Source organism: Phycisphaerales bacterium (assembly GCA_016699835.1).
In the GTDB taxonomy this organism is placed as follows: domain Bacteria; phylum Planctomycetota; class Phycisphaerae; order Phycisphaerales; family UBA1924.
The window spans coordinates 422,473-447,962 of record CP064987.1; the positions used below are offsets into that span (position 1 = coordinate 422,473).

13 protein-coding genes are annotated in these 25,490 nt (G+C 64.8%); 11 read left to right on the plus strand and 2 right to left on the minus strand.

All coding sequences use genetic code 11. The annotated features are described in order from the left end of the window. The first annotated feature begins 49 nt into the window (after window positions 1-49). Complete coding sequence (locus tag IPK69_01725; protein ID QQS09368.1) at window positions 50-7,900, plus strand: hypothetical protein; 7,851 nt, start codon at window positions 50-52, stop codon at window positions 7,898-7,900. Window positions 7,901-7,986: 86 nt separating this feature from the next. On the opposite strand, the gene IPK69_01730 is transcribed toward IPK69_01725, so the two are convergent. After that, a complete protein-coding gene (locus tag IPK69_01730) occupies window positions 7,987-8,349 on the minus strand; it encodes a rhodanese-like domain-containing protein (protein QQS09369.1) in 363 nt (120 codons plus the stop codon). A gap of 336 nt (window positions 8,350-8,685) precedes the next feature. On the opposite strand from IPK69_01730, the gene IPK69_01735 reads away from it, so the two are divergent. The 8 genes from IPK69_01735 to IPK69_01770 all read left to right on the plus strand — a co-directional run bounded on the left by IPK69_01735 (window position 8,686) and on the right by IPK69_01770 (window position 17,877). After that, window positions 8,686-9,636 (plus strand): protein-disulfide reductase DsbD N-terminal domain-containing protein, encoded by a 951-nt coding sequence (locus tag IPK69_01735; GenBank protein QQS09370.1) that lies wholly within the window; start codon window positions 8,686-8,688, stop codon window positions 9,634-9,636. Between the two features lie 98 nt (window positions 9,637-9,734). Further along, entirely contained in the window at window positions 9,735-10,418 is a 684-nt protein-coding gene (locus IPK69_01740; protein QQS09371.1) for a thioredoxin family protein, read from the plus strand. A 137-nt stretch (window positions 10,419-10,555) separates the two neighbouring features. Continuing rightward, window positions 10,556-12,742, plus strand: a complete 2,187-nt coding sequence (locus tag IPK69_01745) for a site-2 protease family protein (GenBank protein QQS09372.1) — start codon at window positions 10,556-10,558, stop codon at window positions 12,740-12,742. 56 nt (window positions 12,743-12,798) lie between these two features. Then, on the plus strand, window positions 12,799-13,836 hold the full coding sequence (locus IPK69_01750; protein QQS09373.1) for an alpha/beta hydrolase: 1,038 nt from the start codon (window positions 12,799-12,801) through the stop codon (window positions 13,834-13,836). Window positions 13,837-13,844: 8 nt separating this feature from the next. Continuing rightward, on the plus strand, window positions 13,845-14,843 hold the full coding sequence (gene deoC, locus IPK69_01755; protein ID QQS09374.1) for a deoxyribose-phosphate aldolase: 999 nt from the start codon (window positions 13,845-13,847) through the stop codon (window positions 14,841-14,843). A gap of 37 nt (window positions 14,844-14,880) precedes the next feature. Then, window positions 14,881-15,567 (plus strand): hypothetical protein, encoded by a 687-nt coding sequence (locus tag IPK69_01760; protein ID QQS09375.1) that lies wholly within the window; start codon window positions 14,881-14,883, stop codon window positions 15,565-15,567. A gap of 3 nt (window positions 15,568-15,570) precedes the next feature. Beyond that, entirely contained in the window at window positions 15,571-16,278 is a 708-nt protein-coding gene (locus tag IPK69_01765) for a hypothetical protein (GenBank protein ID QQS09376.1), read from the plus strand. A 33-nt stretch (window positions 16,279-16,311) separates the two neighbouring features. After that, window positions 16,312-17,877: an aldehyde dehydrogenase family protein gene (locus tag IPK69_01770; GenBank protein ID QQS09377.1), complete on the plus strand. Its 1,566-nt coding sequence runs from the start codon at window positions 16,312-16,314 to the stop codon at window positions 17,875-17,877. Between the two features lie 110 nt (window positions 17,878-17,987). Here IPK69_01770 and IPK69_01775 read toward each other — a convergent pair whose 3' ends face one another. After that, complete coding sequence (locus tag IPK69_01775) at window positions 17,988-19,274, minus strand: PEP-CTERM sorting domain-containing protein (protein QQS09378.1); 1,287 nt, start codon at window positions 19,272-19,274, stop codon at window positions 17,988-17,990. A gap of 505 nt (window positions 19,275-19,779) precedes the next feature. On the opposite strand from IPK69_01775, the gene IPK69_01780 reads away from it, so the two are divergent. Both IPK69_01780 and IPK69_01785 read left to right on the plus strand, forming a co-directional pair. Then, a complete protein-coding gene (locus IPK69_01780) occupies window positions 19,780-22,092 on the plus strand; it encodes a hypothetical protein (protein ID QQS09379.1) in 2,313 nt (770 codons plus the stop codon). A gap of 129 nt (window positions 22,093-22,221) precedes the next feature. Beyond that, on the plus strand, window positions 22,222-25,113 hold the full coding sequence (locus IPK69_01785) for a hypothetical protein (protein ID QQS09380.1): 2,892 nt from the start codon (window positions 22,222-22,224) through the stop codon (window positions 25,111-25,113). Window positions 25,114-25,490 lie beyond the last annotated feature (377 nt).

The window sequence follows — 25,490 nt, forward strand, 5'->3', positions numbered from 1 at the left end:
CGAGCGAGCATGACGCTTCTCTCGCGCAGTTGAGTGATTGGAGATCGCTATGAAGTACGTCCATCGCGCCGTTCGTTTCCGCACCGAAGCCGAGCAGTCGATGACCGACCGCGTGACGCCGTGGGGGTTGATGCGGCGTGTGGGTCGAGCGCTGGGCGTATCTCGAACGGGCGCCGGGTCACGCCAGACGCCGCGATTCATGCTGGAAGGACTCGAGCAGAGGACCCTCCTCGAAGGGTCGTTCGCGACGGCGGTGCCTGTGCTCTTGACCAACGGCGAGGGAAGCCAGGGCGGAGCGATCACACCCGCGACGCCGACGACGGACAATGATTTCTTCCAGTTCGTGATGCCCGGGAACCCTGGCGACACGAACTTTGTGAGCATCCTGGCGGACACGGCGAACGAGACGCCGACGAGTTCCCTGAATACGAAGGTTTCGGTCTTCCGCGCCAGCGACCTGACGACGCCACTGGCGACCGGGAACACGAACGGGATCCTCTCCACGGGCACGGCCCGTGACGGATGGGCGGGGTTCATCGGCGAGGCCGGTCAGACGTACTTCGTCGTCGTGTCGAGCGACACGACGGGCGCGCCGGTGGGGACGGGGACGTACACGCTGCGCGTGCGGACGAACTCGACGTTTGTGGAATCGAACCCGGACACGGGGATCTTGCGTGATCCCGCGTTGTTCGATCCGGCGGCCCCGGACTTGACGGCCGCCCCCACCGCGATCATCGACATCCTGCAGGACGAGGCGGTCTTCAAGTGGACCGTGCCGAACGATCCGGAGTTCAATGGGCTGGCCACGTTCAATCTCCAGAGCACGGTCGCGAATCTCGCGCAGCGTTTGGACACGCGATTGGACATCTATCGCCAGACCTCGAGCAACGGCGCGATCACGCGCGTGGCGTTCGACAGCGACGCCGGTCGTTTGAACGACTCGTTCACGACGTTGGTGACGGTCCCGGGTGAGGTGCTGTGGATTCGTGTGCGGAGCGACGAGGTGAGGCCGAATCTCCCGACGTCGCCCAACGGCGTGGGGCGCCTCTTCCTCGTGGCGGATGGTTCGTCGAACGAACTCCCCGACGCCATGAGCCCGATCACGCGTCGGGGGAGCGATCAGGGTGCAGCGTTCTCGGGCTTCGATGATCCAGACCCTGCGCTCGATCCGGCGGCGACCACGCCCGGGTTCCAGAGCAACGTGTATCGATTCGTGGCGCAAGGCTCGGGCCTGACGATCATCACGGCGACGCCCGCGGGCCTGGCCCCGGTGACCGATCCCGCGCTGCGCCTGTATGACTCCGCGGGGAATCTCCTCGCGTTCAACGACAACTTCTCGGGGCTCTCGCCGCAGCTCGAGGTGCAACTCGATGGCGGGAAGACGTACTTTGTCGTGGTCGACGGGTTCCAGGTCAACAACGGCGTCCAGTACAACCTGTTCATCGAGTCGAACCACACGTTCGATCCGTCGCTCGGGATCGACGACCAGATCGACACGCCCGCGGGGAACACCGAGTCGGACCTGCTCCAGGCGAGCCTGGCGACGGCGCTTCGGTTCAACGCGCCGTTCCAGACGTTCGACGCGAACGGGAACCTCGTTCGCGACGTCACCTGGCAGCAGACCGCGTTCGCGACCGGGCGTATTCACGACGCGGGCGACGTGGACCTCTTCCAGTTCGTGCCCCCTGTGGACATGCTGGGCGATTACCAGGGCGACAACGACGACGCGGGCACATCGCTCTTTGTCGGTGGTCGATTGACGCGCGCCGGCGGCAACGCGGCGCTGCCCACGGTCTCACGCGGGCTGACGGTGTGGGACGGCGGCGACTGGTGGTTCACGGGCGATCAGCGATTCGATCCGAACAACGGTCAACTTGGATTTGTGGATAATCCGGCGACGGCGACGACGACGAATCCCGAGTTGTACACCCTCCTCGACTTTGATCCAACACCAGGCGTGGACACTGCGCCCGAGGGGATGACGGACCACATTCTAATTGTCGGCGGCGATTTCAATCTTGTGATTCCGACGCCGCAAGGCCCGGTCACGTTGACCAACATCGCCCTTTGGCTGCAGGACTTCAACACTGGCGAGTTCGGCTGGGCCGGACTGAACCCGGCGATCACGGCCGGAATCACGGGGCCCGTTCGCGCACTCTCGTCGTTTACTCCAAGTGCGGAAACCATCGATCACGACCTGACCCAGCGCCTGGCCATCGGCGGTGGCATCGGAAACCAGGGCTTCCTCGTCATGTTCGGCGACGGGATCGACAACTTCACCTTCAATGGCCCGGTGAACGCCTTGGACGAGTACGACCCGCCGGATCCCGGAGCGGGCGATTCGGGCGGCACGCCCCCGATTCCCGATCCGTCCGACCCGCCCAACATGTTGTTCATCGGGGGTCGGTTCAACACGGTGAGCGCCAACGGCGGCCCGGTGCAGAACACGCTCCCCTTCTTCCAAGAGTTGGACGACGAGGATGCCGTGGCTCCTTTCGGTCCCAACATTCCCTTCCAGAACATCGCGGCGTACGCCAACGAGGGTGACGTGATGCGCCCCGTGAAGTTCGGGCCATTTGCAAACGCAGGCCCTGCCGCCACAGTCAACGGTGGCCCCAATCCCGAGATCTTCTCGCTTACCACATGGGACGATCCGGGCGACGGCGTGCGCCCCGCCGGCGAGGTGCTCGCGATCGGTGGACTCTTCACAACCGCGGGCACGCCCAACTTCGGCGGCACGAACACCTCTCCCAATATCGTGACGTTCGGCTCAGTGACCCCGGAAGGCACGCCACCCAACGAGCAGTATCTCACGTGGAACCCCGTCGGCACCGGCACCAACGGAGCCGTCCGTGCGCTCACCACGTGGAACCCGCCCGAGATCAATGGGGCGCCTGCTGATGCCTTCCGATTCCTTGTCGCCGGTGGCGACTTCACGGACCACGACGGCTTCATCGGGATCTGGAACGGCGGCGCCTGGCAGGACGGCTTCCTTGCGGGCTTGGGAGCGCTCGACGCGCCCGTCCGCACGCTCACGACGTTCGTCGACACGCAGGAGCCGGGCGTCGAGTCCGCTCTCATCAGCGGCAACCCGCAAGAGGCCCTGTGGCTCGGCGGCGACTTTGTCGACATCACGCTTCCCGACGGCAGTGTTCTCCCCGTCAACCATGTCGCCCAAGTCTCCGCGGATACAGGGCCCTTCGGCGACTTCTTCACCTACTCGGCGATGTTCGGTGGCGTGACGAACAGCACGGCGGAGGACTACGGCCCGACGGATCAGGCCGACGTCGGCGATCCCGCCGAGCAAGACGCGACCGTCTTCGTGCTCGCGCCGTTCGACGATGGCAACCCGTTGCGATGGGATAGGCACGATCGTCCGGCGTCTCGCCTCGGCGTAGTCGTCAACCCGACCTTCGGCGGGTTCGAGAACGTGCGTATTCGAATCCTCGACTCGAACCTCGACGAGGTCTTCGCGTTCGATCAGACGGGCTCAAACTCCATCGCGCTGCCCAACCCCGATCCCGCGGGCATGATCAACCCGCTCACCACCGCGGGTGTCCTTCCCGCGGACGGCTTGGGCGGCATCAAACTCTGGGGCGGCGAGGTCTATTACCTCGAGGTGACCGATCTCAACAACTCCGGGACCGGGCGATACAACATCTCGCTCACGGTGGACGCATTCGTGCCTGACATCTCCGTCCCGCCCGATGGCGTGCGCGACGACTCCGCGAGCACCACCCTCGTCGAGGAGCCTAACGAGCGGGCTTTCGACACTTCGCTCCATATCACGACGAATCTCAACACCGGCGACGGCTCGGCCAATCAGGGAACCGATGCCCAGCCCGCGGGCAGCACCATCCGCACTCTCTTCACCAATCCCTTTGACCCGAGCAGCCACACCTACTTCGGCGACCTCGGCAGCATCCAGACCATCGACGACACCGACCTCTGGAACTTCCGTGCCGAGTTCACGGGAACCGTTGAGGTTCGCATCGCCACACGCAATCTGACGGACTTCTTTGGCGAACTCGACGTAGACCTCGCCGAGGGCACCCAAGACTACACCGTCCAGACCAAGACCTACAACAGCCCGCTCGACTCGGCGGTGCGCATCTTCGACAACGACTTCTCGCAGATCGTCTACAACAACGACAACAACGCCGTCTCCACTGCGTATGTCGCGCCCGAGACGGTCGGTGGTGTCGGCCCGGTGACGTTCACGCGTCGTGACGCGCGGGCCGTCTTCCATGTTGTCGCCGGCAACACGTACTTCATCCAGGTCGAGTCGGGGCAGGCGTGGATCGACGGCTCTCCCTCGCCGACCGATGAGAATGCAGCGGCTCGTGAGCGGATCCTCGATCGCGAGATCGACTGGCGCCGCGCTATCGGCTCGTACCAGATCCTGATCCACCAGATGACGGCGATCCCGTCGGACCTGGAGAACGGGCAGACTGTCCAGGACGATCACGTCAACCGAGCCGCCAACAACGCGCTTGCTCGCGCCACCGTGATTCCCATCGACGATGTCTTCGGATCGTCCACCATCGGCACGGGAAGCGTCGACGGCGTCATCAACAACACGCCGAACAACCTCGCCGACACGGACACGTACACCCTCATCGCTCCCGGAAACGGCACGCTCAGCATCACCGCCACCAGGACCAGCGGCACGCTCGTCCCCGACGTCACCATCCAGGACGCCAACGGGAACACCATCGCGAACGGGATCATCGTCGCGCCAGGTTCCACACGGGCCACCGTCCCTGCGACGACCGGACAGCGGTTCTATGTTGTCGTGGGTGGCAACGGCACGGCCGAGGGCGCGTACACGCTCTCCGTCGCCGGTGTTCCGCCTGTTGATGACCACGCCGACGAGGGCAAGTGGTGGCAGGCGACGGATCTCGACGTCCAGGACTTCCAGGGCCTCGGCTCCGGCTCGGGGACGATCGAAGCACCCGGCGATTCCGACGTCTTCCGTTTCACCTCGACCACCTTCGGGTTCCACACCGTCACGGTCTCCGCGACCAGCCCGGGGTTCAACCCGGCCGTGCAGGTCTGGGAGGTCTCGGAGGATCCCGCGGGCAACGCGATCTACCAACTCATCGCCGCCAACAACGACGATATCGCGGGCGGGACGCTCAACGCCCGGGCCCGCTTCTCGGCGACTCCGGATCGCCAGATCCTCCCGCCGCAGGCCGACCCGGCGCGCCTCTATCCGTACTACTACATCGTCGTCACCGACGCCGACCTCGCCGCGGGCATCGGCTCGTACAACGTGAACCTCGTCTTTACGCCCAGCGACGACCACCCCGACGCGCCGCTCAATGGCGCCGATCGCGACACGAGCCAGTTCGCCGTCGCATCGATCGTGCCTCTCGATCCCTTCACCGGCTTGGGCAATCTCGCCGGCAACGTCGAGACCGCGACCGACACCGACCTCTTCACCTTCACGGGGACGGCCACGGGCGATGGCACGGTCACACTCACGCGGAACGCGGGGAGCCTCCTTCGCGCTCGGGTCACGGTCTACTCCGATCCGGCGCTCGGTCCGGTGACGGAGATCGTCTCCGCCACGATGCCCGACGACGCCGGCGCGAACACCATCACATTGGATCTCACGATCGTTCGAGGAAGGAACTACTTCGTCGTGGTCGAGCCGATCGAGGAAGTTGGCGGGAACGTGAACACTGCGGTGACGGGCGCCTACACGCTCGACATCGCCACGCCGCCGATTGATGACCACGCGAACGCGACCGAGTGGAACATCGCCACGCAGATCCCGATCAATCCGACATCAGGGGTCGGGCAGATCGGTGCGGCGGACTTCGGCGATGCGGGCAACCCGCAGATCAACTACGCGGGCGACACCGATCTCTACAGGTTCACGGCGATCCGCGACGGGACGTGGTCGATCACGGTCACGCCGCTCTCCGACACGGCCCAGGGCCTCGCCCCCACCGTCACCATCTTCAACTCTACCTTCACCCAGGTGACCCAGTTCGTCGCCACCAGCGCCCTCCAGCCCGCGTCATTCTCCTTCACGGGATTGACCCAGGGCACGACCTACTACATCCTCGTCGCGGCGACCACCGGCGTCTCTGGTGGCACGACCACCGGGCAGTACAACGTCAACGTCGCCGGGCCCACCACGGGCGGCGGCGGCGGGTCCGACCCGTCGGTCATCGACTTCAACCAGCCCGCTGTTCTCAGCGTCAATCCGCGCAACGGATATGCCGAGGCCTCCGACAGCATCGACGTCGCCAATGACCGTGACCTCTTCCGCTTCACCACCGGGAACTACTCGGGGCTTCAGCAGGTCTTCGTCCAGGTCATTGCCCCCAACGGCTCGCTCCTCGACGCCAACGTTCGCGTCGTGAACGCGGCGACCGAGGCGCCGACGGCCACCGTCGGCTTCGACGACTCGGGCCTCCCCGGCGTCCAGGCCAACCTCGCCTTCCTCGCCCCGGGGAACACAACCTACTGGATCATCGTTGATGGCGTCGGCGACTCGGTCGGGTCGTACACCATCCGCGTCAGCACCCAACCCGCGGTGCACCGCCTCTTTTATCCCGAGGGCTACACCACCGACAGCACGCGAGAGTTCATCGGGATCTCCAATCCCAATGCCGTCGCCTCGACGTACACGATCAACATCTGGTACGAGACGGGCACGCTGCTCACCTCGATCCCGGGCGGCACTGTCGCGGCCAACTCGACCACGCGGGTCACGCTCGCCGACGCGCTCAACGGGCGTGTCGCGGGCCTCCGCACGGACACCCCCTATGCCATCGAGATCGTCTCCGATCAGCCGCTCTCGGCCACGCTCTCTCACTACGACTTCAACGGCTCGGTCGGCGATCCCTTCACCTCCGAACTCGACTCGACCTGGAACTTCGCCCGCGTCGAGCGAAGCCCCGGCGGCAACCTCGACTTCATCGTCTTCTACAACCCCGCCACCTTCCCCATCAACGTCACGCTGACGGCCTACCAGGCCGGGCAGGCGCCCGTCTCCATCTCCCAGGTCTGGGACGCCCAGCGTCGCGGCGGTTGGGCGATCAACGACATCGCCAACTTCCCCGTCGGGACGTTCAGCGTCACGCTCACGGCGACGCCGGTCGATATCGCGAACGCCGCGATTTTCGAGGGCGTCGTGGCCTCGCTCAGTCACTACTCGCTCGCCGGCAACGGCGCGGCGTTCGGCGCTCTGGGCGATCAGTCCGCGACCATCCAGGCGGTCACCAACCTCACGCAGGGCACCGACAGCCAGGCCGAAGTCGTTATCTTCAACCCGACCTCGGTCACGGCCCAGGTCCAGATCACGGGCAACTACATGCTCGCGCCGCTGACACCACTCTCTCGACTTGTCTCGGTTCCGGCCCACTCTCAGGTCGTTCTCACGGGCACGCAACTGGGCCTGGTCAACAACCAGCCGATCGGCCTGCGGTTCGTTTCTTCACAACCCGTCTCGGTGTTGGGAAGCGACTCACGCCGGGGCGATGCCGATGCGGCCGCCGCCCTCATGACTGCCGGCACACGCTTCCTCTTCGCCGACGGCTTCCTCAACGCGGCCAACGCGGGGACCTCCACCTTCGACACCCTCACTTTCCACAACCCCGCGGGTGTCAACGTCACCGTCAACGTGAAACTCCTCTTCTCCGACGGCGGCACGTCGCTCATCCCCATCACCGTGAACGCTCGCGGCTTTGCCCAACTCCGCCTCGACCAGCGCCCGGAACTCGTCAGCTCGGGTCGAACCGGCGCCTTCTCCTACGGCATCGACGCCACAGCCAGCACGCAGTTTGCCATGGCCTTCTCCCACTACGACCTGCTCCTGGGTGGCGGCTGGACCACCACGGGAACCCCCTTCGGCCTCGTCAACACCCTCGCCCAGATCGGGTAATCAGTCTTCGCGAACTCCAACATTTAGACGCCCGCGAGTCACACTCGCGGGCGTTTTTCTTTATTCGAACACTCGCCAAATGTGGATCAGTCGGGCAGCAGCCGCGTCGACGTATCGTCGATCGTGTCGGCGAGCGGGTCGGGCCCGGTCTCCAGTTGCCCGCCGTTCTTGGTCCACTCCTCGACGCCCCCCGCGAAGAGCACGGCCGTCTTCTTCCCCGCGATCAGCCGCTTCACCATGGCCCGCGCCACGGCGTCGCCCGGATTCGTGCCATAGACCAGGATCGAGTTGTACCCGTTGAAGACCGGGTCCACGTCGCGTTCGGGAAGGGCGAGCGTCGTCCGCAGATTGCGGGCCATGGGCAGGTGCCCGGCCTCGTAATCGTCTTTGGTCCGGGGGTCGACGACAAGCACGTTCTGCGCCCGCTCGCGTTCGGTTTGGGGATCCACGACGCTGCGAACCTGATCCACTCGGACGTACCTGATATCCGTGTCTCGGACGCCACTCCCGCGACACCCGCCCCCAGAGATCACCACGGCACCCAGCGTCAGCACAAGGAGTCCGCGAAAAATGAGACGGCGGAGCCCTGTGTGCCCGGCACCAAACAACGATAGAACAAATCGCGGGAATCCGGCAATCATGACGGCATGGGTTCGTTGGATCATCATGAGGAGCGTAGCAATCCTCTCGTTTGGGGTCCGATGAAGTGCATGCCGGACCGGGAGTGTGCCGGGTCGTAGTTGATTGAAACTCCACGGTCCCGTCGACATCGAAACTAGCACGTCATGCAGCATTCACACATCATCGCCCTGGCTCTCGCACCGATCGCCATGATCCATCCCTCGTTCGCCCACGCTGACACCCCCGCGGAGGCTCACGTCTCGGCCCGGCTCATCTCGGAGACGACGGCCCTCCGTGCCGGCTCCGATTCCACCATTGGCGTCTCGCTCACGATTGCCAAGGACTGGCACATCTATGGCGACACCTTCAACGACACTGGCATGACGCCGCGATTCTCGTGGACCGTTCCCCAGGGCGTGAAGGTCGGCGAGCCGATCTTCCCCGCGCCGCATCGCCATGTTTCGCCGGGCGACATCCTCGACCATATCTACGAGGGGACCGTCACGATTCTTTTCCCCGTGCACGTGAACGCGTCGGCGACAATCCCCAAGGACGCAACGCTCGGCGTGAGCGTGGACCTGCTCGTCTGCTCTGATGCGTGCATTCCCGAGACAGCGACCGCGAGCATGCCCCTCGCTGCTTTGCACGACGCGGCGTCCGCCGAGGCCTCCAAGGACGCGCCGCTCATCGTCGCGTCGCGCGAACGCCTTCCCGCGCGAGTGCCCTCTCACAAGGCGGTCACCAAGTCCACTCCCACGACGCTCACGCTCAGTGTTCCACGCGCGACATCCCTCACCTTCTACCCCGCCACCGACATTCCCACGCCGATCAACCTGATTGCTGATGGCATCGCGGCCAAGGACGCCCTGACGATTCGTTTCGAAGCCCCTGAATCTGAAACAGAAATCCGGCGCGTGCGAGGACTCCTCGAGTTCACGCTTCCCGACTCTAAGAAGCCGGTGTTTGTCAGCATTGATGAGGTCCTGCCGCCCGTCAAGGCCGTTCCGGTCTCGCCGTCGACGCCATCTTCATCGAATCCGGCATCGTCAAAATCGACACCCGCCTCTTCCGCTCCTTCCCAGCCTGCCCAGACACCCAAGACCACATCACCCTAATACCATTGCGTGATGGAGTGTGCAGTTCTCCTCGCGTCGACGCGGCCCCGGCTTGTCGCCCAAGGCCCGCACGCGAGAACCTTGAAAGGATGCATCGCATGAATCGCCTGTTCAACTCTCGTCGGATGTTCACCGGCCTCATCGCCGCGGCGTCGCTCGCCGTCGTCGGTGCCTCCGCCTTCGCGCTCGCCGAACCGGGCGACAAGGCTCAGGACAAGTCCGCCGAGAAAGCCAAAGCGAAAGGACTGAGCGTGGGAGACAAGGCCGCCGAGTTCAAACTCACCTCCACCGATGGCAAAGAGGTCACCCTCGCCGACCTCTCCAAGGACGGCAAGGTCGTTGTCATCGAGTGGTTCAACCCCGACTGCCCCTTCGTCAAGAAGCACCACGAGCACGCCAAGACGATGAAGGAGACCTACGACAAGTACAAGGACAAGAAGATCTCGTGGGTCGCGATTAACTCCGGCGCGCCCGGCGAGCAGGGCTATGGCCAGGACCGCAACGTCAAGGCCCGCAAGGACTATGGCATCGACTACCCCGTCCTCCTCGATGAGTCGGGCACCGTCGGGCAGACCTATGGCGCCAAGCGCACGCCCGAGTTCTTCATCATCGGGACCGATGGCGTCATCGCCTACCACGGCGCCATCGACGACAACAACGACGCGAAGACCGTCGGCAAGATGAACTACGTCTCCGCCGCCCTCGATGCGATTCTCGCCGGCAAGAAGGTCGAGAAGGCCGAGACCAAGGCCTATGGCTGCTCGGTGAAGTACGCCAAGTAATCGCCGGTCACGCGGCGGACACGTTACTCGGCACGTCCAACACCTCCGACCCGCGGCCTCAAGCGCCGCGGGTTATTCTTTTCAACAATCCCAACTCCCCGTCACCATTCCCTGCCCACGTGCCGATAATTGATCCGATGCACCACGCGCCCACACTTGCCGTCTTGAGCACGCTCACCAGCCTCGCCCAGATCGTCATCGGGTTTGGGCTGATCATCTTCATTCACGAACTGGGGCACTTCCTCGCCGCTCGCTGGGCGGGGATCCGCGTCCTGGCCTTCGCCATCGGCTTTGGGCCCGCGACGCTCTCGTATCGCAAGGGCATGGGTCTGCGCCGAGGCACCTCCGAGCCTGAATACCTCGCTCGCGCCCGCACGTCCGGCGGCCTGATCCCCGGCGTCAGCCCGACCGAGTATCGACTCAACTTTCTTCCCCTCGGCGGCTACGTGAAGATGCTCGGGCAGGAGGACCTCAACCCCGAGGCGACCAGCAGCGCGCCGGACAGTTACCAGAACGCTCCGGTGTGGAAACGCATGGTCGTGATCTGCGCCGGCGTCGTGATGAACCTGATCAGTGCCGCGGCGTTGTTCGTGGTCATCTTCATGATCGGGTTGCCGGTTGAGCCGGCACGCGTGGGTGTGGTGGACCCTACAGCGCCCGCCGCGATGGCGGTGCCTCTCAACGCCGAGGCGTTGAACATTTCGGAGCGAGGTCTGCAACCGGGAGACGAGATCATTGAGATCAACGGCGTGAAGCCCAACAAGTTCGGCGACATCATGGTCGAGACCGCGATGGCCGAGCCAGGCACACCGGTTGAACTCGTCGTGAAACGCGAGGGCGTGGCGTCGGAGGTGCGGTTCGCTATCAAGCCCGAAACGGGCGTGATTTCTGATCTCCAGGAACTCGGGATCGCGCCACCGCACAGCGTCTCGCTCGCGACGACGACGGATCGGGCACTCCTGGAGCGGCTCAAGGTCGAGTACGACCAGTCGGGGATTCATGATGTGCCGCCGGGGTCGGTGCTTGTTTCCATCGACGGAGTTCCCGCGACTTCGCCCCGAGAACTCGAGGCCTCGGCAAAGGCCCATCCCGAGTCGCCCATCGAGGTCGTCTTTGAGCACCCGGTCACGCACGCCAAGCAGGCGAGGAGCCTCCTGCCCCAGCCCGAACTGGAGTTGGACCGCGTCGGCCCGGGGCTTGACGATTGGAGCGCCAAGTCCGACGCCGAGAAGCGTCTGGCCGAGGGGACCGTCGTGATCGAGCACCTGCTCGGGCTTTCGCCGGTTCTGTGCATCTCGAGCATGGACGAGGAAGGTCAGGCACGCACCGGTCTTCGGCCAGGCGACATCTTCGCTCGCATCGGCCCGATCGAGTATCCGCGCCTGGATCAGGGGATCCGCGAGATCAACGCGAACGCCGGGCGGATGCTCGATGTGGTGGTGCTCCGGGCGAGCACTCCGGCAGTCCCCGGCACGCCATACACGTCGCACGCCTTGGCGGTCAAGGTGTCGTCCGAGGGAAGGATCGGCTTCCACGCCTCGACGACGGCAGAGACCTCCACGCTTCTGGCGCGAACTCCTGCGCAAGCTCTCGATCCACGGGCCAAGAACGCCGAGCCTCGTGCTCTCCCGGCATACGACGTCCTCCCACCTGGCTCGACGATTCTTGCGGTCAACGAGATCTCCGTCATGAACTTCGGCACGCTTCGGAGCGCTCTCATCGAAGCGACGGCATCCGCGACGGGCGACGCGAGCGTGTCGCTCCGGGTTCTTCCCGTGGGCACAGCGATCGATCCGGATCCGGCGCCAACCTCAGTCACGCTCATGATTCCGCAGGCCGACGTGCTACGCCTCCGCGCGTTGTCGTACGCCTCGCCGATCCCCATGCACCTCTTCGCAATGGAGCAGGACCTGCTCAAGGGCAAGACGCCCTTCGAAGCGATCGCCATTGGCATGAAAGAGACACGCTCGGCGATGCGCTCCACCTACCTCACGTTCGTCCGCCTCTTCCAGAACTCGGTGAAGGTGAAGCACCTCAAAGGGCCCATCGGGATCGCCCAGATCGGGACCATCGTCGCCGACCAGGGATTCATGCACCTCCTTCGGTTCCTCGCGCTCATCTCCATCAACCTGGCGGTGATCAACTTCCTCCCTATCCCCATCGTCGATGGGGGGCAGTTCCTCCTCCTCTGTGCCGAGAAGGTGCGTGGCAAGCCCGTGCCCGCGTCGGTGCAGAACGCGCTGACCATGGCCGGACTCGTCCTCATCGGCGCGGTCTTCATCGTCGTGACGTACAACGACGTGCGGAACCTCTTCGGGATGTAGACTTCGCGACGATTTGCACGCCGCGCTCGATCTCGCCGCCCTATTACTCACACGGCATGCACCTCGACGCCCTCGACCTCGCGCTCTTCCTGCTCCTGGGCCTGGTCCTCGTCGTGGGCGCCACGATCCTCGCCACGGCATGGCGTCTCGCGCACCCGCCGCGTCGAACCTACGCCTCGGCCCTCGCCCGCAATCGCCCGGGCACGCCCGACGAGATCACCCTCGCCTCGGGCCGGGCGGTCGTGTTCACCGAGCACACGTTTCGGCACGATTCGCTCGACATGTCCTACTGGGACGTGCCCGGGCACGCCGCGACCACCGAGACCAGCGCGCCCGTCATTATCATGACACACGGCTGGGGCGACTCCCGTGTCGGCGCGCTCGCGAGACTCCCACACCTGGTCGAGCACGCCTCACGCCTCATTCTTTGGGACTCACCCGGGCACGGCGAAGCGCCCGGCGTCTGCACGCAAGGCCTTCGCGAGCCGGCAGCCCTCCACTCTCTTCTTGAGCACCTGCAACTCCCGCCGACGACGCCGATCGTGCTCTATGGCTGGTCGATGGGCGCGGGGGTCTCCATCGTTGTCGCCGCGTCAAAGTTGGTCCCGAATCTGTGTGGCATGATTGCCGAGAGTCCGTACAGGCTCGCCCTCACGCCCGCGCGAAACGTGCTGCGCGCACAGGCTCTGCCTCACGGCGTGACGCTCAGTGCCGCTTTGGCGATGACCAGCTCGCGATACGCCACCAGGTTCAACGCCACATGCCTTACGCTCAACCCAATGTCCTTCGATCGAGCCACCTGGGCGGCACGTGTGGAAGTTCCAATGCTGGTACTGCAGGGCGACGCCGACACCATCACGCCGCCTCAGGAGGCCCGGGAAATCGCGGCCGCCACGCCCAAATCGACGCTCGCCCTCGTTGTGAACGCCGGGCACAACGACCTGTGGACAGAACCCGTCCACGCGGTTGCCGCGGCCCGGGCCGTCGCTCAGTTTCTCGCGTCACTCCAGTGTCACACGACCCCCCGCGGATCGATTTCGACCCCGCTCCCAACCCACGTGCCGCACCCCGGGCCGAAGTCACCGACTCCCTAGCATTCGGCATGCCCCGCCACGCGAGTTCCTCACCGTCCGTTGACGCCGTCATGGTGGCCGAGCGTGCCGCCTCGTTCACCAAACGCTCGATCAAGACGACGACGAAACGCGAGTTGCTGCTCCGCGCGATGTCGATGATGGACCTCACGACGCTGGAGGGGAAGGACTCCCCCGAGAAGGCCCGCGCCCTCTGCCGCAAGGCCGTCACGCCGCACATCGATCCCGCCCACTTCCCCGAAGGCTTCCCGAGCGCCGCCGCCGTGTGCGTGTATCCCTCGCTCGTGAAGACGTGCAAGGACGCCCTGCGTGGCACGCGCGTCAACGTCGCCTCGGTCGCCACGGGGTTTCCCAGCGGGCAGTATCCGCTCGATGTACGCCTCGATGATGTCCGCCGTGCCGTCGCCGATGGGGCCGATGAGATCGACATGGTGATCAACCGCGGCGCGTTCCTTGCCGGGCGATACGACGAGGTTGCTGACGAGATCGTGCAGACCAAGGCCGCCTGTCTCCGTGATGATGGCTCGTCGGCGGGCCTCAAGGTCATCCTCGAGACGGGCGAACTCGAGACCCTCGACCATGTCCGTCGCGCGAGCGACCTCGCGATCGATGCACTGCGCCACGCGCCCGTGCCGACCAAGGATGCTGGCGCCCACGCGGACTTCATCAAGACGAGCACGGGCAAGGTCTCGCCAGCGGCCACTATGCCTGTCACGCTCGTCATGCTCGAGGCGATCCGCGACGCGTACCTCCGCGATGGTGTGCTCATCGGCATGAAACCCGCCGGCGGGATTCGCACGGCGAAGCAGGCCGTCCACTATCTCATCATGGTCCACGAGACGATGGGCCCCTTGCGCGTCCCCGGCTTTGACGATGCGCACGAGAACCCCTGGCTCACGCCCCACTACTTCCGCTTCGGCGCGAGCAGCCTGTGCAACGACCTTCTCCGCCAACTCACGCGCCTCGCCACCGGCAAGTACACCGCGAACTTTGACTTTGCGGAGGCGTGATCGGGACTTCGTCGAGACCCGTATCGAGGATCCCCCGATGCCCACACGACCGCGACGACACCTCGCCCTCCTCGTCGCGTTCTACTTTTCGCTCGGCATCCTCACCACTCTGCTCACCTGCTGGACGCTCGGCCTCACGGGACGGTTTACTGACGGCGAGCTCAACGCTGGGTACGACGAGCCGAATCACAGCATTCCACAGTGCCTCATTCCCAAGGGATGGGAGCCGCGCACCCACCAGAACTGGACCGGATTCGGCATCCGCCACGACCTCGTCAGCGAGGCCGAGTGGCACGGCTCCGCACTCATCATGACCACCGACGACCGCCCGCAGCGCACGCTCCAGACCGCCCGCGTCGGCTGGCCGTTCCTCAGCATGCGCTGGGAGCGCTACAACAGCGAGACCGCCCTCGACACATCCTCGCCACTCCGCCGGCGATACCTCCAAGGCCTTGAGATCCCCGGGATGGCCAATGTCTGGCCGACGCCAACGATTGGCTCGTGGGGTGTCGAGCCGCGACTCCCGCTGCAGCCGGCCTGGCCGCAGTTCTTGTTCTCATCACTCACCTACGCGGCACTCTTCTTCGCGATCCTCAACACGATCGCCTTCACCCGCCGCGCGCGCCGACGCCGACGCAACCTGTGTCTCACCTGCGGCTACTCCCTCAACGCCCTCACCACCTGTCCCGAATGCGGCACAGTCGCGCCTCCACAATGTCCCTGACCCATGCCCCGCACGAGCACACGAATCCTCTTCGTCCTCCTCGCGTTCCTCCTCACGCTCGCGAGCGCCGTCGCCGGCGCGATCTACCACTGCTGGCGTGATCGAGCCGTGACCAACCAGACGTACGTCGAGTCTTGGGATACCCAGATCCGATGGATGTGGCCGGCGCCCCACTGGCCCGAGCCCGCTGCCTCGATGACGTATCGAACCTTTGGCTACGCCCTCGAAAACCGATATGCCGAGTCGATCGTGCGCAGTCGCCTCTCGCACTGGCAGACCCGCTACCGCGCCGGCTGGCCCTTCCACGCGTTCGAGCGCCGCGACTATGAGGGACAACCCTGGTTCAACACGCCCCGACATCTCGGCCCCTTCACGTGGAACGGCTTCCGAGGCGGGCTCCAGATCGACCTCGGCTTCACCACACCCGGCTGGCGCGGCGTCGCCCTCATCCCCGCGCTCCCCGTCTGGCATGGCCTCCTCGCCGACATCATCTTCTACTGGCTCCTGACCGGCGGCGTCTACGAACTCCGCGCCCGCGCCATCCGCCGCCGCCGCCTCGCCCGCAACCAATGCCTCCGCTGCGGCTACACCCTCGACACCCTCACCACATGCCCCGAATGCGGGACGCCATCTTCTCGTCGGGCAGGCGGCTCGTCTGCCCCTCCATCCTCACCGCCGGCCACAGAACCACCATCCCCTACCATTCCCTGATCGCCAGCCGCGTCGAAAGCAGGACCACCGACCATGACCACCTCCTCCAGCACCCACACCAACGGCACCTCCACCGCCAAGAAGCCCTCGCGGATTGCCAGCGAGCCCCTCGACCTCGCCTATGCCCCCGCGCCCGAGACGGCCAAGGTCAAGATCCACGACCGCTACGACCTCTTCATCAACAACACCTGGGTCGCGCCCCGCGGATCCAAATCCGGCTCAAAGTCTGCGGGCAAGTCCTCCGACCACTATTTCCCGACGCTCAACCCCGCAAACGAGGCCACGCTCGCGCAGATCGCCCAGGCCGGCGACGCCGACGTGGACGCCGCGGTCAAGGCCGCCCGGGCCGCGTTCCCCAAGTGGGCCGCCCTCGCGCCGATCGAGCGGGCCAAGTACATCTTCCGCCTCGCTCGGCGCATCCAGGAGCGCTCGCGTGAACTCGCCGTGCTCGAGTCCATCGACTCGGGCAAGCCCATCAAGGAATCGCGCGACGTCGATGTCCCCCTCGTCGCGGCCCACTTCTTCTACCACGCCGGCTGGGCCGACAAACTCGAGTACGCCTTCCCGGGTTCAACGGCCGCGCCCAAACCCCTCGGCGTCTGCGCCCAGATCATCCCGTGGAACTTCCCGCTCCTCATGGCGGCGTGGAAACTCGCGCCGGCCCTCTGCTGCGGCAACACCGTCGTCCTCAAGCCCGCCGAGACGACGCCCCTTACCGCGCTCATGCTCGCCGAACTCATCGAGGAGATCAGCCTCCCACCGGGCGTCGTCAACATCGTCACCGGCGACGGGCGCACCGGCGCCGCGCTCGTGAACCATCCCGACGTGGACAAGATCGCCTTCACCGGCTCGACGGAAGTCGGCAAAAGAATCGCCCTCGCCGCCGCCAAGCCTCGCGCGAGCGGCTCCTTCCCCAGCCTCACCCTCGAACTCGGCGGGAAATCGCCCCATATCATCTTCGAGGACGCCAGCCTCGACCAGGCCATCGAGGGCATCGTACAGGGGATCTACTTCAACCAGGGCGAGGTCTGCTGCGCCGGTTCGCGGCTCTTCGTGCAGGAGCCGATCCTCGACGAGGTCACCCGCAAACTCTCCCTGCGCCTCGCGAGCCTGCGCGTGGGCGATCCGCTCGACAAGAACACCGACGTCGGCGCGATCAACAGCAAGGCGCAACTCACCACGATCCGCAAGTACCTCGACCTCGGCCCCAAGGAGGGCGCCACGCTCGTCGAGCCGAATCGTTCGACCTTGCCGAGCAAGGGCTACTGGTGCCGCCCGTGCTTCTTCACCGGCGTGCAGCCCAGCCACACCGTCGCCCGCGAGGAGATCTTCGGGCCCGTGCTCAGCGTGCTCTCCTTCCGCACGCCCGAGGAGGCGATCACCCGCGCCAACAACACGCCCTATGGCCTCGCCGCGGGGATCTGGACCGACAAGGGGAGCAAGATGTTCGAGATCGCGCGGCAACTCAAGGCCGGCGTGATCTGGTGCAACACGTACAACAAGTTCGACCCGACCAGCCCCTTCGGCGGCTACAAGGAATCCGGCTTCGGCCGCGAGGGCGGCGTGCACGGGCTGCGGGCGTATGTGAAGGCGGAGTGATACTCACTCGCTCGTTTCTGATGGCACCACTCTCGTTGAGCGGTGTCCGGATCACACGCCTCGCACCAAGTGCCTAGTGCCTAGTGCCCAATGCCTAGTGCCTTCTTCCCTCAACACCCCGCGTTGAAGCGGTCGAGGAAGAAGAGCAGGTCGTCGATGGTGACCGCGCCGTCGGGCGTGCCCGTGCCACTGCCGTCATCAAGGTCGGCGGTCGCGTTGCCGGACTGGAAGACGCCAAGGAGGTAGAGCAAGTCGTCGATGGTGATGGCACCGTCGGTAGTGCCGGTGCCGGATCCATCGTCAAGGTCGGCCGCACAGGCGGGTGCTCGAAGGCGGGCGGCCCACGCCTCGGCTTGGCCTTGCGGGTTCGTTCCTTGCCCGACGATTGTCGAACCATCGGCCGAGATGGACTCGGCGTTGAGCAGATTCCATCCGGTCAGGTTGGTGACGCCAAGCGCGATGAGATGGTCCTTCAGATTCACCATGCCCAGTGTCGGCGTCCATAGGAACGCGCGGCCGCCGACGTTCGCGGCGCCCACTCCTACGACGGCGTTCCCATCCGCGCTGACGCCCGTTGCCCCGCTGGAGAAGACTCCTCCCGGCAGATCGCCAAGGCCGACCATGCCCCCCGCAGCGGTCCAGCGGAACGCTTGCAAACCCGAGGCGGAACTGGCGGTCCCGACGATGACCGTGCCGTCGGCGCTCACGCCATACGCGTAACTCGCGAACGACCCTCCCGGTAGATCACCGAGCGCGACCATGCCGGTCGCGGCGGTCCAACGGAAGGCCTCGCGCCCACCATTGCCACCCAGGCTGTCACCGACGATCACCGAGCCGTCGGCATTCACGGCCCACGCCACACTGAAGAAACTGCCGCCGGGGAGATCGCCGAGGCTGACCATCCCTTCCCCGGCGGTCCATCGGTACGCGTTTGAGGCGCCGGAAGAGGATGAACTATCGCCCACAATCACCAATCCATCCGCGCTGACGGCGGTCGCCTGGCTTTGAAACGACCCGCCCGGAAGGTCGCCCAGACCAACCAAGCCTTCCGTGGCTGTCCAACGGAAAGCTTGCAAGCCCGCAGCGGAGGACGCTCGTCCGACAACAATCGAGCCATCGTCGCTCACGCCGAACGCCGTGCTGTCCACCGAGCCTCCGGGCAAGTCTCCCAAACCGACCATGCCTCCCCCCACGGTCCAACGGAACGCCTCAACGGTTGGGTTCAACCCCTGGCCGATCACGACAGAGCCATCCCGGCTGACGGCGAATGCCTGACTGTTGAAACTCCCGCCCGGCAGATCGCCCAGGGGAATGAACGATGCCTGGGCACATGCCGAATCGTGCAATAGAACAGCAACGGCCAGGGCTGCTGTGGCGAGGATCTTGGTTGTTGGCATGCGTTGGCTCCTGTCTTTCGTGCCAGAGTTGACCGAACTGGTTTCGGGCGGGTGGTGTGGGACAGGCGCTTCGCCCGACCCACGTTTGGGCGTTTGATCTCAGGGGTCCGAGGTGATGGCATCGTGCCGCAGTCGTCTCCGGGCACCCGGCGTTTTCCCATTCCCTCGCGCCGAGTGTACCAGCCCCAAAGCCGTCCTCCTTCAACACCCCGCGTTGAATCTCGTGCGATAGTAGAGGAGATCGTCGATGGTGACGGCGCCGTCTGGCGTGCCGGGTGCCCCGAGACGATGACTGCTTTGAGCCATCGCCTCGGGCGGATCGATGCATCGTGGAGCGGGCGGTCCTGCGGACGGCGGACCCGTCCCTCGCCGCCCGTCCAACGCCTGTTTCCCCTGGGGAAGTCCCCAGGCAGACGCAGATTCCCAAGAAAATCTCTCCACTTTGGTTGGCATTCTGGAAAACCTGATGCACATTCTCCGTAGTGGGACGATCGGAGGCGGCCAGATGCGAAGCGATCATCCGAATCGGACGGGCCTGTCTGCGAACCGGGCGAAGACCTCCGCCAGGGTTCGTGCGGCGCTTGGTGGTTTAGGCGGACTGGCTCTGCTCTGTGTCCCCGCCCTCGCCCAGACACCCGCGTTCGAGTTGATCGAGCCGTCGGTAGGGTTCGCGAAGACGCAGGTCTACGACATCGCCGACGATGGCACGATTGTGGCCATGTCGTACAACGGCTCGGCACCAAGCAATAGTCCAATCATCCGGTATTCACCGGGTGGTGTTCGTGATGAGTTCCCTCTCGGTCGAGCGCCTCGCATCTCGGGCGATGGCCTTGTGGTTGGATATCTCCCAGAGTCCAACGGGTTCTCGCCGACGTTGTTCTACCCCGATGGCTCGCAGCACCTTGTGCCCGGCGTGGTCTACCAGGGCCAATCAAGGCTGGGAACGATCACGTACATGAATCGAGACGGCTCGGTTGCGATGCTGAGCACCTCCGCGAGCAACGGTGCGTCTGAGCGAACCGCCTTTCGCTGGACGTCCGAAGGAGACGCGACGAGTCTCCCCCCCTTCCCCGGCGGGAGCACGTGGAACAGCACGACCGGCCTTTCGAGCGACGGGCGCATCGCCGTGGGGAACTGGGCACCGAGTTCCGCATCAACCGACCGACCCTGGGTCTGGGGGGATGGCGCGCCGTCGCTCACACCATTTGCGCTTCCTGATGGCACGACAGCCAATCTTGGCGTGATCTCGACGTTGACTGGCGATGGTCGAACCATGTTCTTTCGTCACGATGTCGCGCCAGGCAACCTCTACACGATCACCGACGGTGTGGCGAACCTGTACTCGATTGAGAGCCCGCTCGGCGGGCAGTTGTATCTGCCGACGGATGCCTCGTTTGATGGAAGTGTCCTGGTCGGCGAACTCTCTGGCGGCTCGTGGATCTGGACGCAAGCGACCGGCGCGATGCGAGCCGAGGACTTTCTTTCGATGCACGGCGTGAACATCGCCGCTCCCTACGGCATCAGCCGACTGATGGTCTCGAACGACGGCCTGCACTTCGCGGGGCTTGCCTCCGCCGCGGGCGTGGACGCGATGGGGTTTGTGGCCACCATTCCTTCGCCCGGGATCGTGTCTTCGCTGATTCTTGTCGGAATCGGTGCAACCGCGCGGCGGCGTCGGTGGCGGCGAAACGCGGCGAGTACGCGTCGATCGGGGTTCTGTTTCGCGGCACTCGCGGGGACGGCACTCCTCGGATGCCCGGCCCTCGCCCAGACGCCCGCGTTCGAGTTGATCGAGCCGTCGGCGGGCTACACCGCGACGTGGGTCTCGGACATCGCCGACAATGGGACGGTCGTCGGTTGGAGTTTCACGGGGACTGTGCCCGGGTTCGGACAGACGTATCGCTATGCGCCGGGGGGCGCGAGGACCGAGTACGGGATCGGCGACTTCCCGAGAATCTCGGGTGACGGCCATGTGGTCAGCGTGGACAGCGTTGGCTCTAACTTCGACGTGGTGCTCTACCGCGACGACGGCACCCAGCACACCATTCCGCCGGTCATCATCAATGGCCAGTCTCGGCGAGGACGCATGACCCATCTCAATCGCGATGGCAGCATCGCGATGTTGTATTACCGTTCGACGGGGAACGAGTTTGAGTCCTTCCGCTGGACACTCGACGGCAACACGGCCACCCTCCCCCCCTTTCCCGGCGGGAGCACGTTCAACAGCGTGACGGGCCTGTCGAGCGACGGGCGCATCGCCGTGGGGAACTGGGCGCCGAACTTCACGCAGACCGATCGTCCGTGGGTCTGGGAGGATGGTGGTCCGGCGATCATACCATTTACGCTGCCAGATGGCACGTCGGCCAATCTTGGTGTGATCTCGACGCTGACTGGCGATGGTCGAACCATGTTCTTTCGTCACGATGTCGCGCCAGGCAACCTCTACACGATCACCGACGGTGTGGCGAACCTGTACTCGATTGAGAGCCCGCTCGGCGGGCAGTTGTATCTGCCGACGGATGCCTCGTTTGATGGAAGTGTCCTGGTCGGCGAACTCTCTGGCGGCTCGTGGATCTGGACGCAAGCGACCGGCGCGATGCGGGCCGAGGACTTTCTTTCGATGCACGGCGTGAGCATCATCGCACCGTATCAGATCAGCCGTCTCATGGTTTCGAATGATGGCCTGCACTTCGCGGGGCTTGCCTCCGCCGCGGGCGTCGACGCGAGGGGGTTTGTGGCCACCATTCCTTCGCCCGGAATCGTGTCTTCGCTGATTCTTGTCGGAATCGGTGCAACCGCGATACGGCGTCGCCGGTAATAGGTATCGACATCCTGAACCGTGCCCGTGTGTTGTCCGGGCGTTGGACTCGTTTCTTTCTTTGAAGGGAGTTGGACGATGGGAGCACACAGATGTTGGCGTGGTCTCCGGGTGTGTAGCCTTGTGGCGATGGCGGGGCTCGTTTCGATGGCCTCCGCCCAGAGCGCGGTCTACCCGCGCGTGAACTTCACAGGATGGCCGCAGAATCCGGGCGCGGGGGGATACCCGTGCAACCCGAACTACTACACGGACTTCTTCCCCAATGAGACGCGCATGGGCGTCGTCGTGCAGTTCAAGGTGTACTACTCCACGCCCACCGACGCGGCGGACAACATCTTCTGCCAGATGAAGGCGTACTCCCAGCACGGCCTCCTCGGCCCCGATCCCGATGGCTCCGGCCCACTCACGGGTGGGTGTACCGTCTGGATCCAGGACTTCCTCGAAGGGACCTCCGCTGTCTTTGTGGATGAGGACATGGTGTCGAACGAAGCACTGGACAATGATGTTCCACCGAACGGACCGGATTGGCCAGATACGTCACCACCCAGTGGGACGAACCTCCCTGACTTTCTCCACTCATTTCAAGTACGCCAGCCGTGGATGACCAAGGGCCGCCAACTAGCGAAGGCGTGGATGGAAGACTTTGCCGAGCGTCTCCGCCAGCAGATCGAGAACAACAATCAGACACTCGGACTCCCCGACCTCCCTTTCCCCGATCGATTCCATTTCGACTGGGAGAACACGATCACGGGGTCCTCGGGATCCACGAACGAGCCCTTCATGCTCCGCGCCATGAGCCGCGAGCCGGCCCGCCTCATGCCCGACGGGCAGACGCGGGTCCGCTGGGACACCGAGCCGGTCCCGGGATACAACGGCCTGACCATGTCGCAGTTGTGGCTCCAGGCCGTCAATGACTACGGCGATGTGAATGACGCAAATAACCCTTTCTTCGGCGCGAAGCCCGATCCTATCGATAACTACAGCAACCTCGGTGATGGAATTGGCGGTGGCTGGCAAACTAGACCACTTGGAAACTCACGAAACCAGGCCCTCGCCGTCTGGTTCTTCGAGGTCTGCCACAACGCCAAGGCGGCGGTCCTCAAGGAGTGCGCCTACGACCCGCTCAAGCAGTGGTTCCCCGAGGCCAAGTGCGACAACTACTTCATGCTCGACGTCTCCGAGGCGCTGCAGTTCTATCCGGGGTGGTGGCACAACAAGGAGACCATCGCCGACAGTTGCCAGTGGGCGAACTATCCGGGCAATCCGCTCTTCTATCAGGACCAGTACAAGCGATACTGGTGGGGCGCGCTCACCGATGTCGGACAGCACGGCTGGCGCCTGCCGAGCGTTGCCGGTCGCGGCTACGCACCCGGGGCGCCCTCGTTCTCGCGCTGGCTGGCCCTCACGAACCTGAAGAGTTCGGCCGACTTCGCGAGCCCCGTCCTCTGGGCCGTGGGTCAAGACAACGAGACCGCTCTCGGCGGCCAGGGGCATTGCCACCCAGGTGATACGAATCCCGAGTGCGATGATGGCGGGTCCGGCGGGAGCCATTGCAACTACACGCAGGGCATTCCCTATTTCAGGCCCGGCATCGAGACTGGAAGTGGACTTCGCTATTACAAGGCATACGAGGATTGGTGGGAGGCCTCCGACCGCGTGCATCGCTCGTGGTTCGAGACCATCATCGGGACCAACATGCAGGACATCAACCGGCGCACCCACCCCCAGGACTTCATCGTGCCATGGACACCCTCGGTGAACCTGAGCCAGATCTATGGCCCGTCGGGCGGCCCGCTGACCACGGGCTTCTATCCCGACCCCGAGTCGCTGCACGCCACGCTCGCCCTGTATCGATCCAAGCAGATCCCGGAGATGACCGTCTTCACCAGCGAGACCAACAACCAACTCCGGGCCGAGCAGGCCGCGGGATGGCGTGACGTCTACCAGCGCGTGTACACGCCCTATATGACCTGGTGGGGAATCGAATGGGGGGCGGACGGCTCACCGGTTCCTAAGAGCACCGCGGATCCCGAGGGCGAGATCGTCAGCCTGGAGCGTCTGACCGACACCAATCCCCGCTTCGTGAGCCCCCTGACCGACCACGTGCGGATCAACGCCGAGCAGGTCGCCGATGATCCCTGTGTGCCGGGCGATCCCTGCCGCGAATGGAAGGCCTCCATCGTGACGGACTGGTTCAACGTGGGTATCGATGATCCCACGAACGGATTCTCTATTCCCGACGACGAGGACCTGCTGCGAATCAACATCGAGGCCGAGGCCCTTCGCCTGGGGATCGACGCCGAGCAATCCCTCGTGACCGAAGTCCCGAACGTAAGCAACGCGGATCCCGTGGACTTCAGCGTCCGCTGCCGCATGGAACTCTTCGACTTCGATCAGGAACTCTGGAGACCAGTGAAGTTCGGCGACTTCTATTATGAATCGGGCAATCCGGCCCAGTACGGCTTCTGGGCGCCGATCTGGCCCGACGTCGGAACCCTCCCCGATCCCGACACGCTGCTCGAAAAGAAGAGCATCATGTCCCGCCGGACCTTCTACCTCCGAACCGAGGACGTGGCGGAGAGCACTCGATGGAGTCCGTTCATCACTTCGAGCGGCATGATGCATGTGAAAATCGTCTTCGAGTCCTCGAAGGTCTTCTCGGTGGATCTCGACCTCGTGCAGGTCCACGCGATGCGTGATCCAAGGCTCCCACCGGCGATTCCCAATGGTGGCTGGGCTCCCCCGCCGCAACTCGACCCCGTGGACGATCCGCACTATGCCTTCATCGGCGAGGAGCCCAAGGCCCTGGCCGACCTCGATTACAACAACGAGGTCAATGTGAACGACTTTGGCGTCTTCATGGAGAAGTACGGCGAGGAGAACGTGCTCGCCGACATCAACATGGACGGCGTCGTCGACATGCAGGACGTGGTCGAGTTCACCAATGGGTACGCGGGGGGTGGGGGGTACGGGGGGGGCGAGCCCGGAGTAGCACCACGGACGGGAGGGGGAGATTTGTGATTCGTGGTTCGTGATTCGTGATTCGTCACTCATGGTTCTGATCTTCGACGGCCGCCACGGGGGATTTCTCCGTGGCGGCTTTTCTTATGGGATGGTGCGGGCGAGGGCGCGTCGGGCCGGGAGAAGGAGTGCGGCCCGATGGCCGAGCGCTCCGCGCTGGTGGAGACATGGTTTCCTGGACGTCCGCAGCGCTCCACGGGGCGTCTAGAGCGGAGCGCCACACGGCTGGAGTGTTCCGCTCCACGGCTGGAATGGAACGCTGGACGGCTGGGACGGAGCGCCACACGGCTGGAATGGAACGCTGGACGGCTGGAGCGGAGCGCTCGACGGCACGAGCGGAGCGCCACACGGCTGGAGCGCTCCGCTCGACAAGGAAA

Excerpts from the sequence above, each read along its gene's own strand:
- IPK69_01775 (QQS09378.1), bottom strand. The coding sequence starts at position 19,274 with ATGCCAACAACCAAGATCCTCGCCACAGCAGCCCTGGCCGTTGCTGTT.
- IPK69_01750 (QQS09373.1), top strand. The coding sequence starts at position 12,799 with ATGCACCTCGACGCCCTCGACCTCGCGCTCTTCCTGCTCCTGGGCCTG.
- IPK69_01780 (QQS09379.1), top strand. The coding sequence starts at position 19,780 with ATGCGAAGCGATCATCCGAATCGGACGGGCCTGTCTGCGAACCGGGCG.
- IPK69_01735 (QQS09370.1), top strand. The coding sequence starts at position 8,686 with ATGCAGCATTCACACATCATCGCCCTGGCTCTCGCACCGATCGCCATG.
- IPK69_01740 (QQS09371.1), top strand. The coding sequence starts at position 9,735 with ATGAATCGCCTGTTCAACTCTCGTCGGATGTTCACCGGCCTCATCGCC.
- deoC (QQS09374.1), top strand. The coding sequence starts at position 13,845 with ATGCCCCGCCACGCGAGTTCCTCACCGTCCGTTGACGCCGTCATGGTG.
- IPK69_01765 (QQS09376.1), top strand. The coding sequence starts at position 15,571 with ATGCCCCGCACGAGCACACGAATCCTCTTCGTCCTCCTCGCGTTCCTC.
- IPK69_01785 (QQS09380.1), top strand. The coding sequence starts at position 22,222 with ATGGCGGGGCTCGTTTCGATGGCCTCCGCCCAGAGCGCGGTCTACCCG.
- IPK69_01725 (QQS09368.1), top strand. The coding sequence starts at position 50 with ATGAAGTACGTCCATCGCGCCGTTCGTTTCCGCACCGAAGCCGAGCAG.
- IPK69_01745 (QQS09372.1), top strand. The coding sequence starts at position 10,556 with ATGCACCACGCGCCCACACTTGCCGTCTTGAGCACGCTCACCAGCCTC.
- IPK69_01760 (QQS09375.1), top strand. The coding sequence starts at position 14,881 with ATGCCCACACGACCGCGACGACACCTCGCCCTCCTCGTCGCGTTCTAC.
- IPK69_01770 (QQS09377.1), top strand. The coding sequence starts at position 16,312 with ATGACCACCTCCTCCAGCACCCACACCAACGGCACCTCCACCGCCAAG.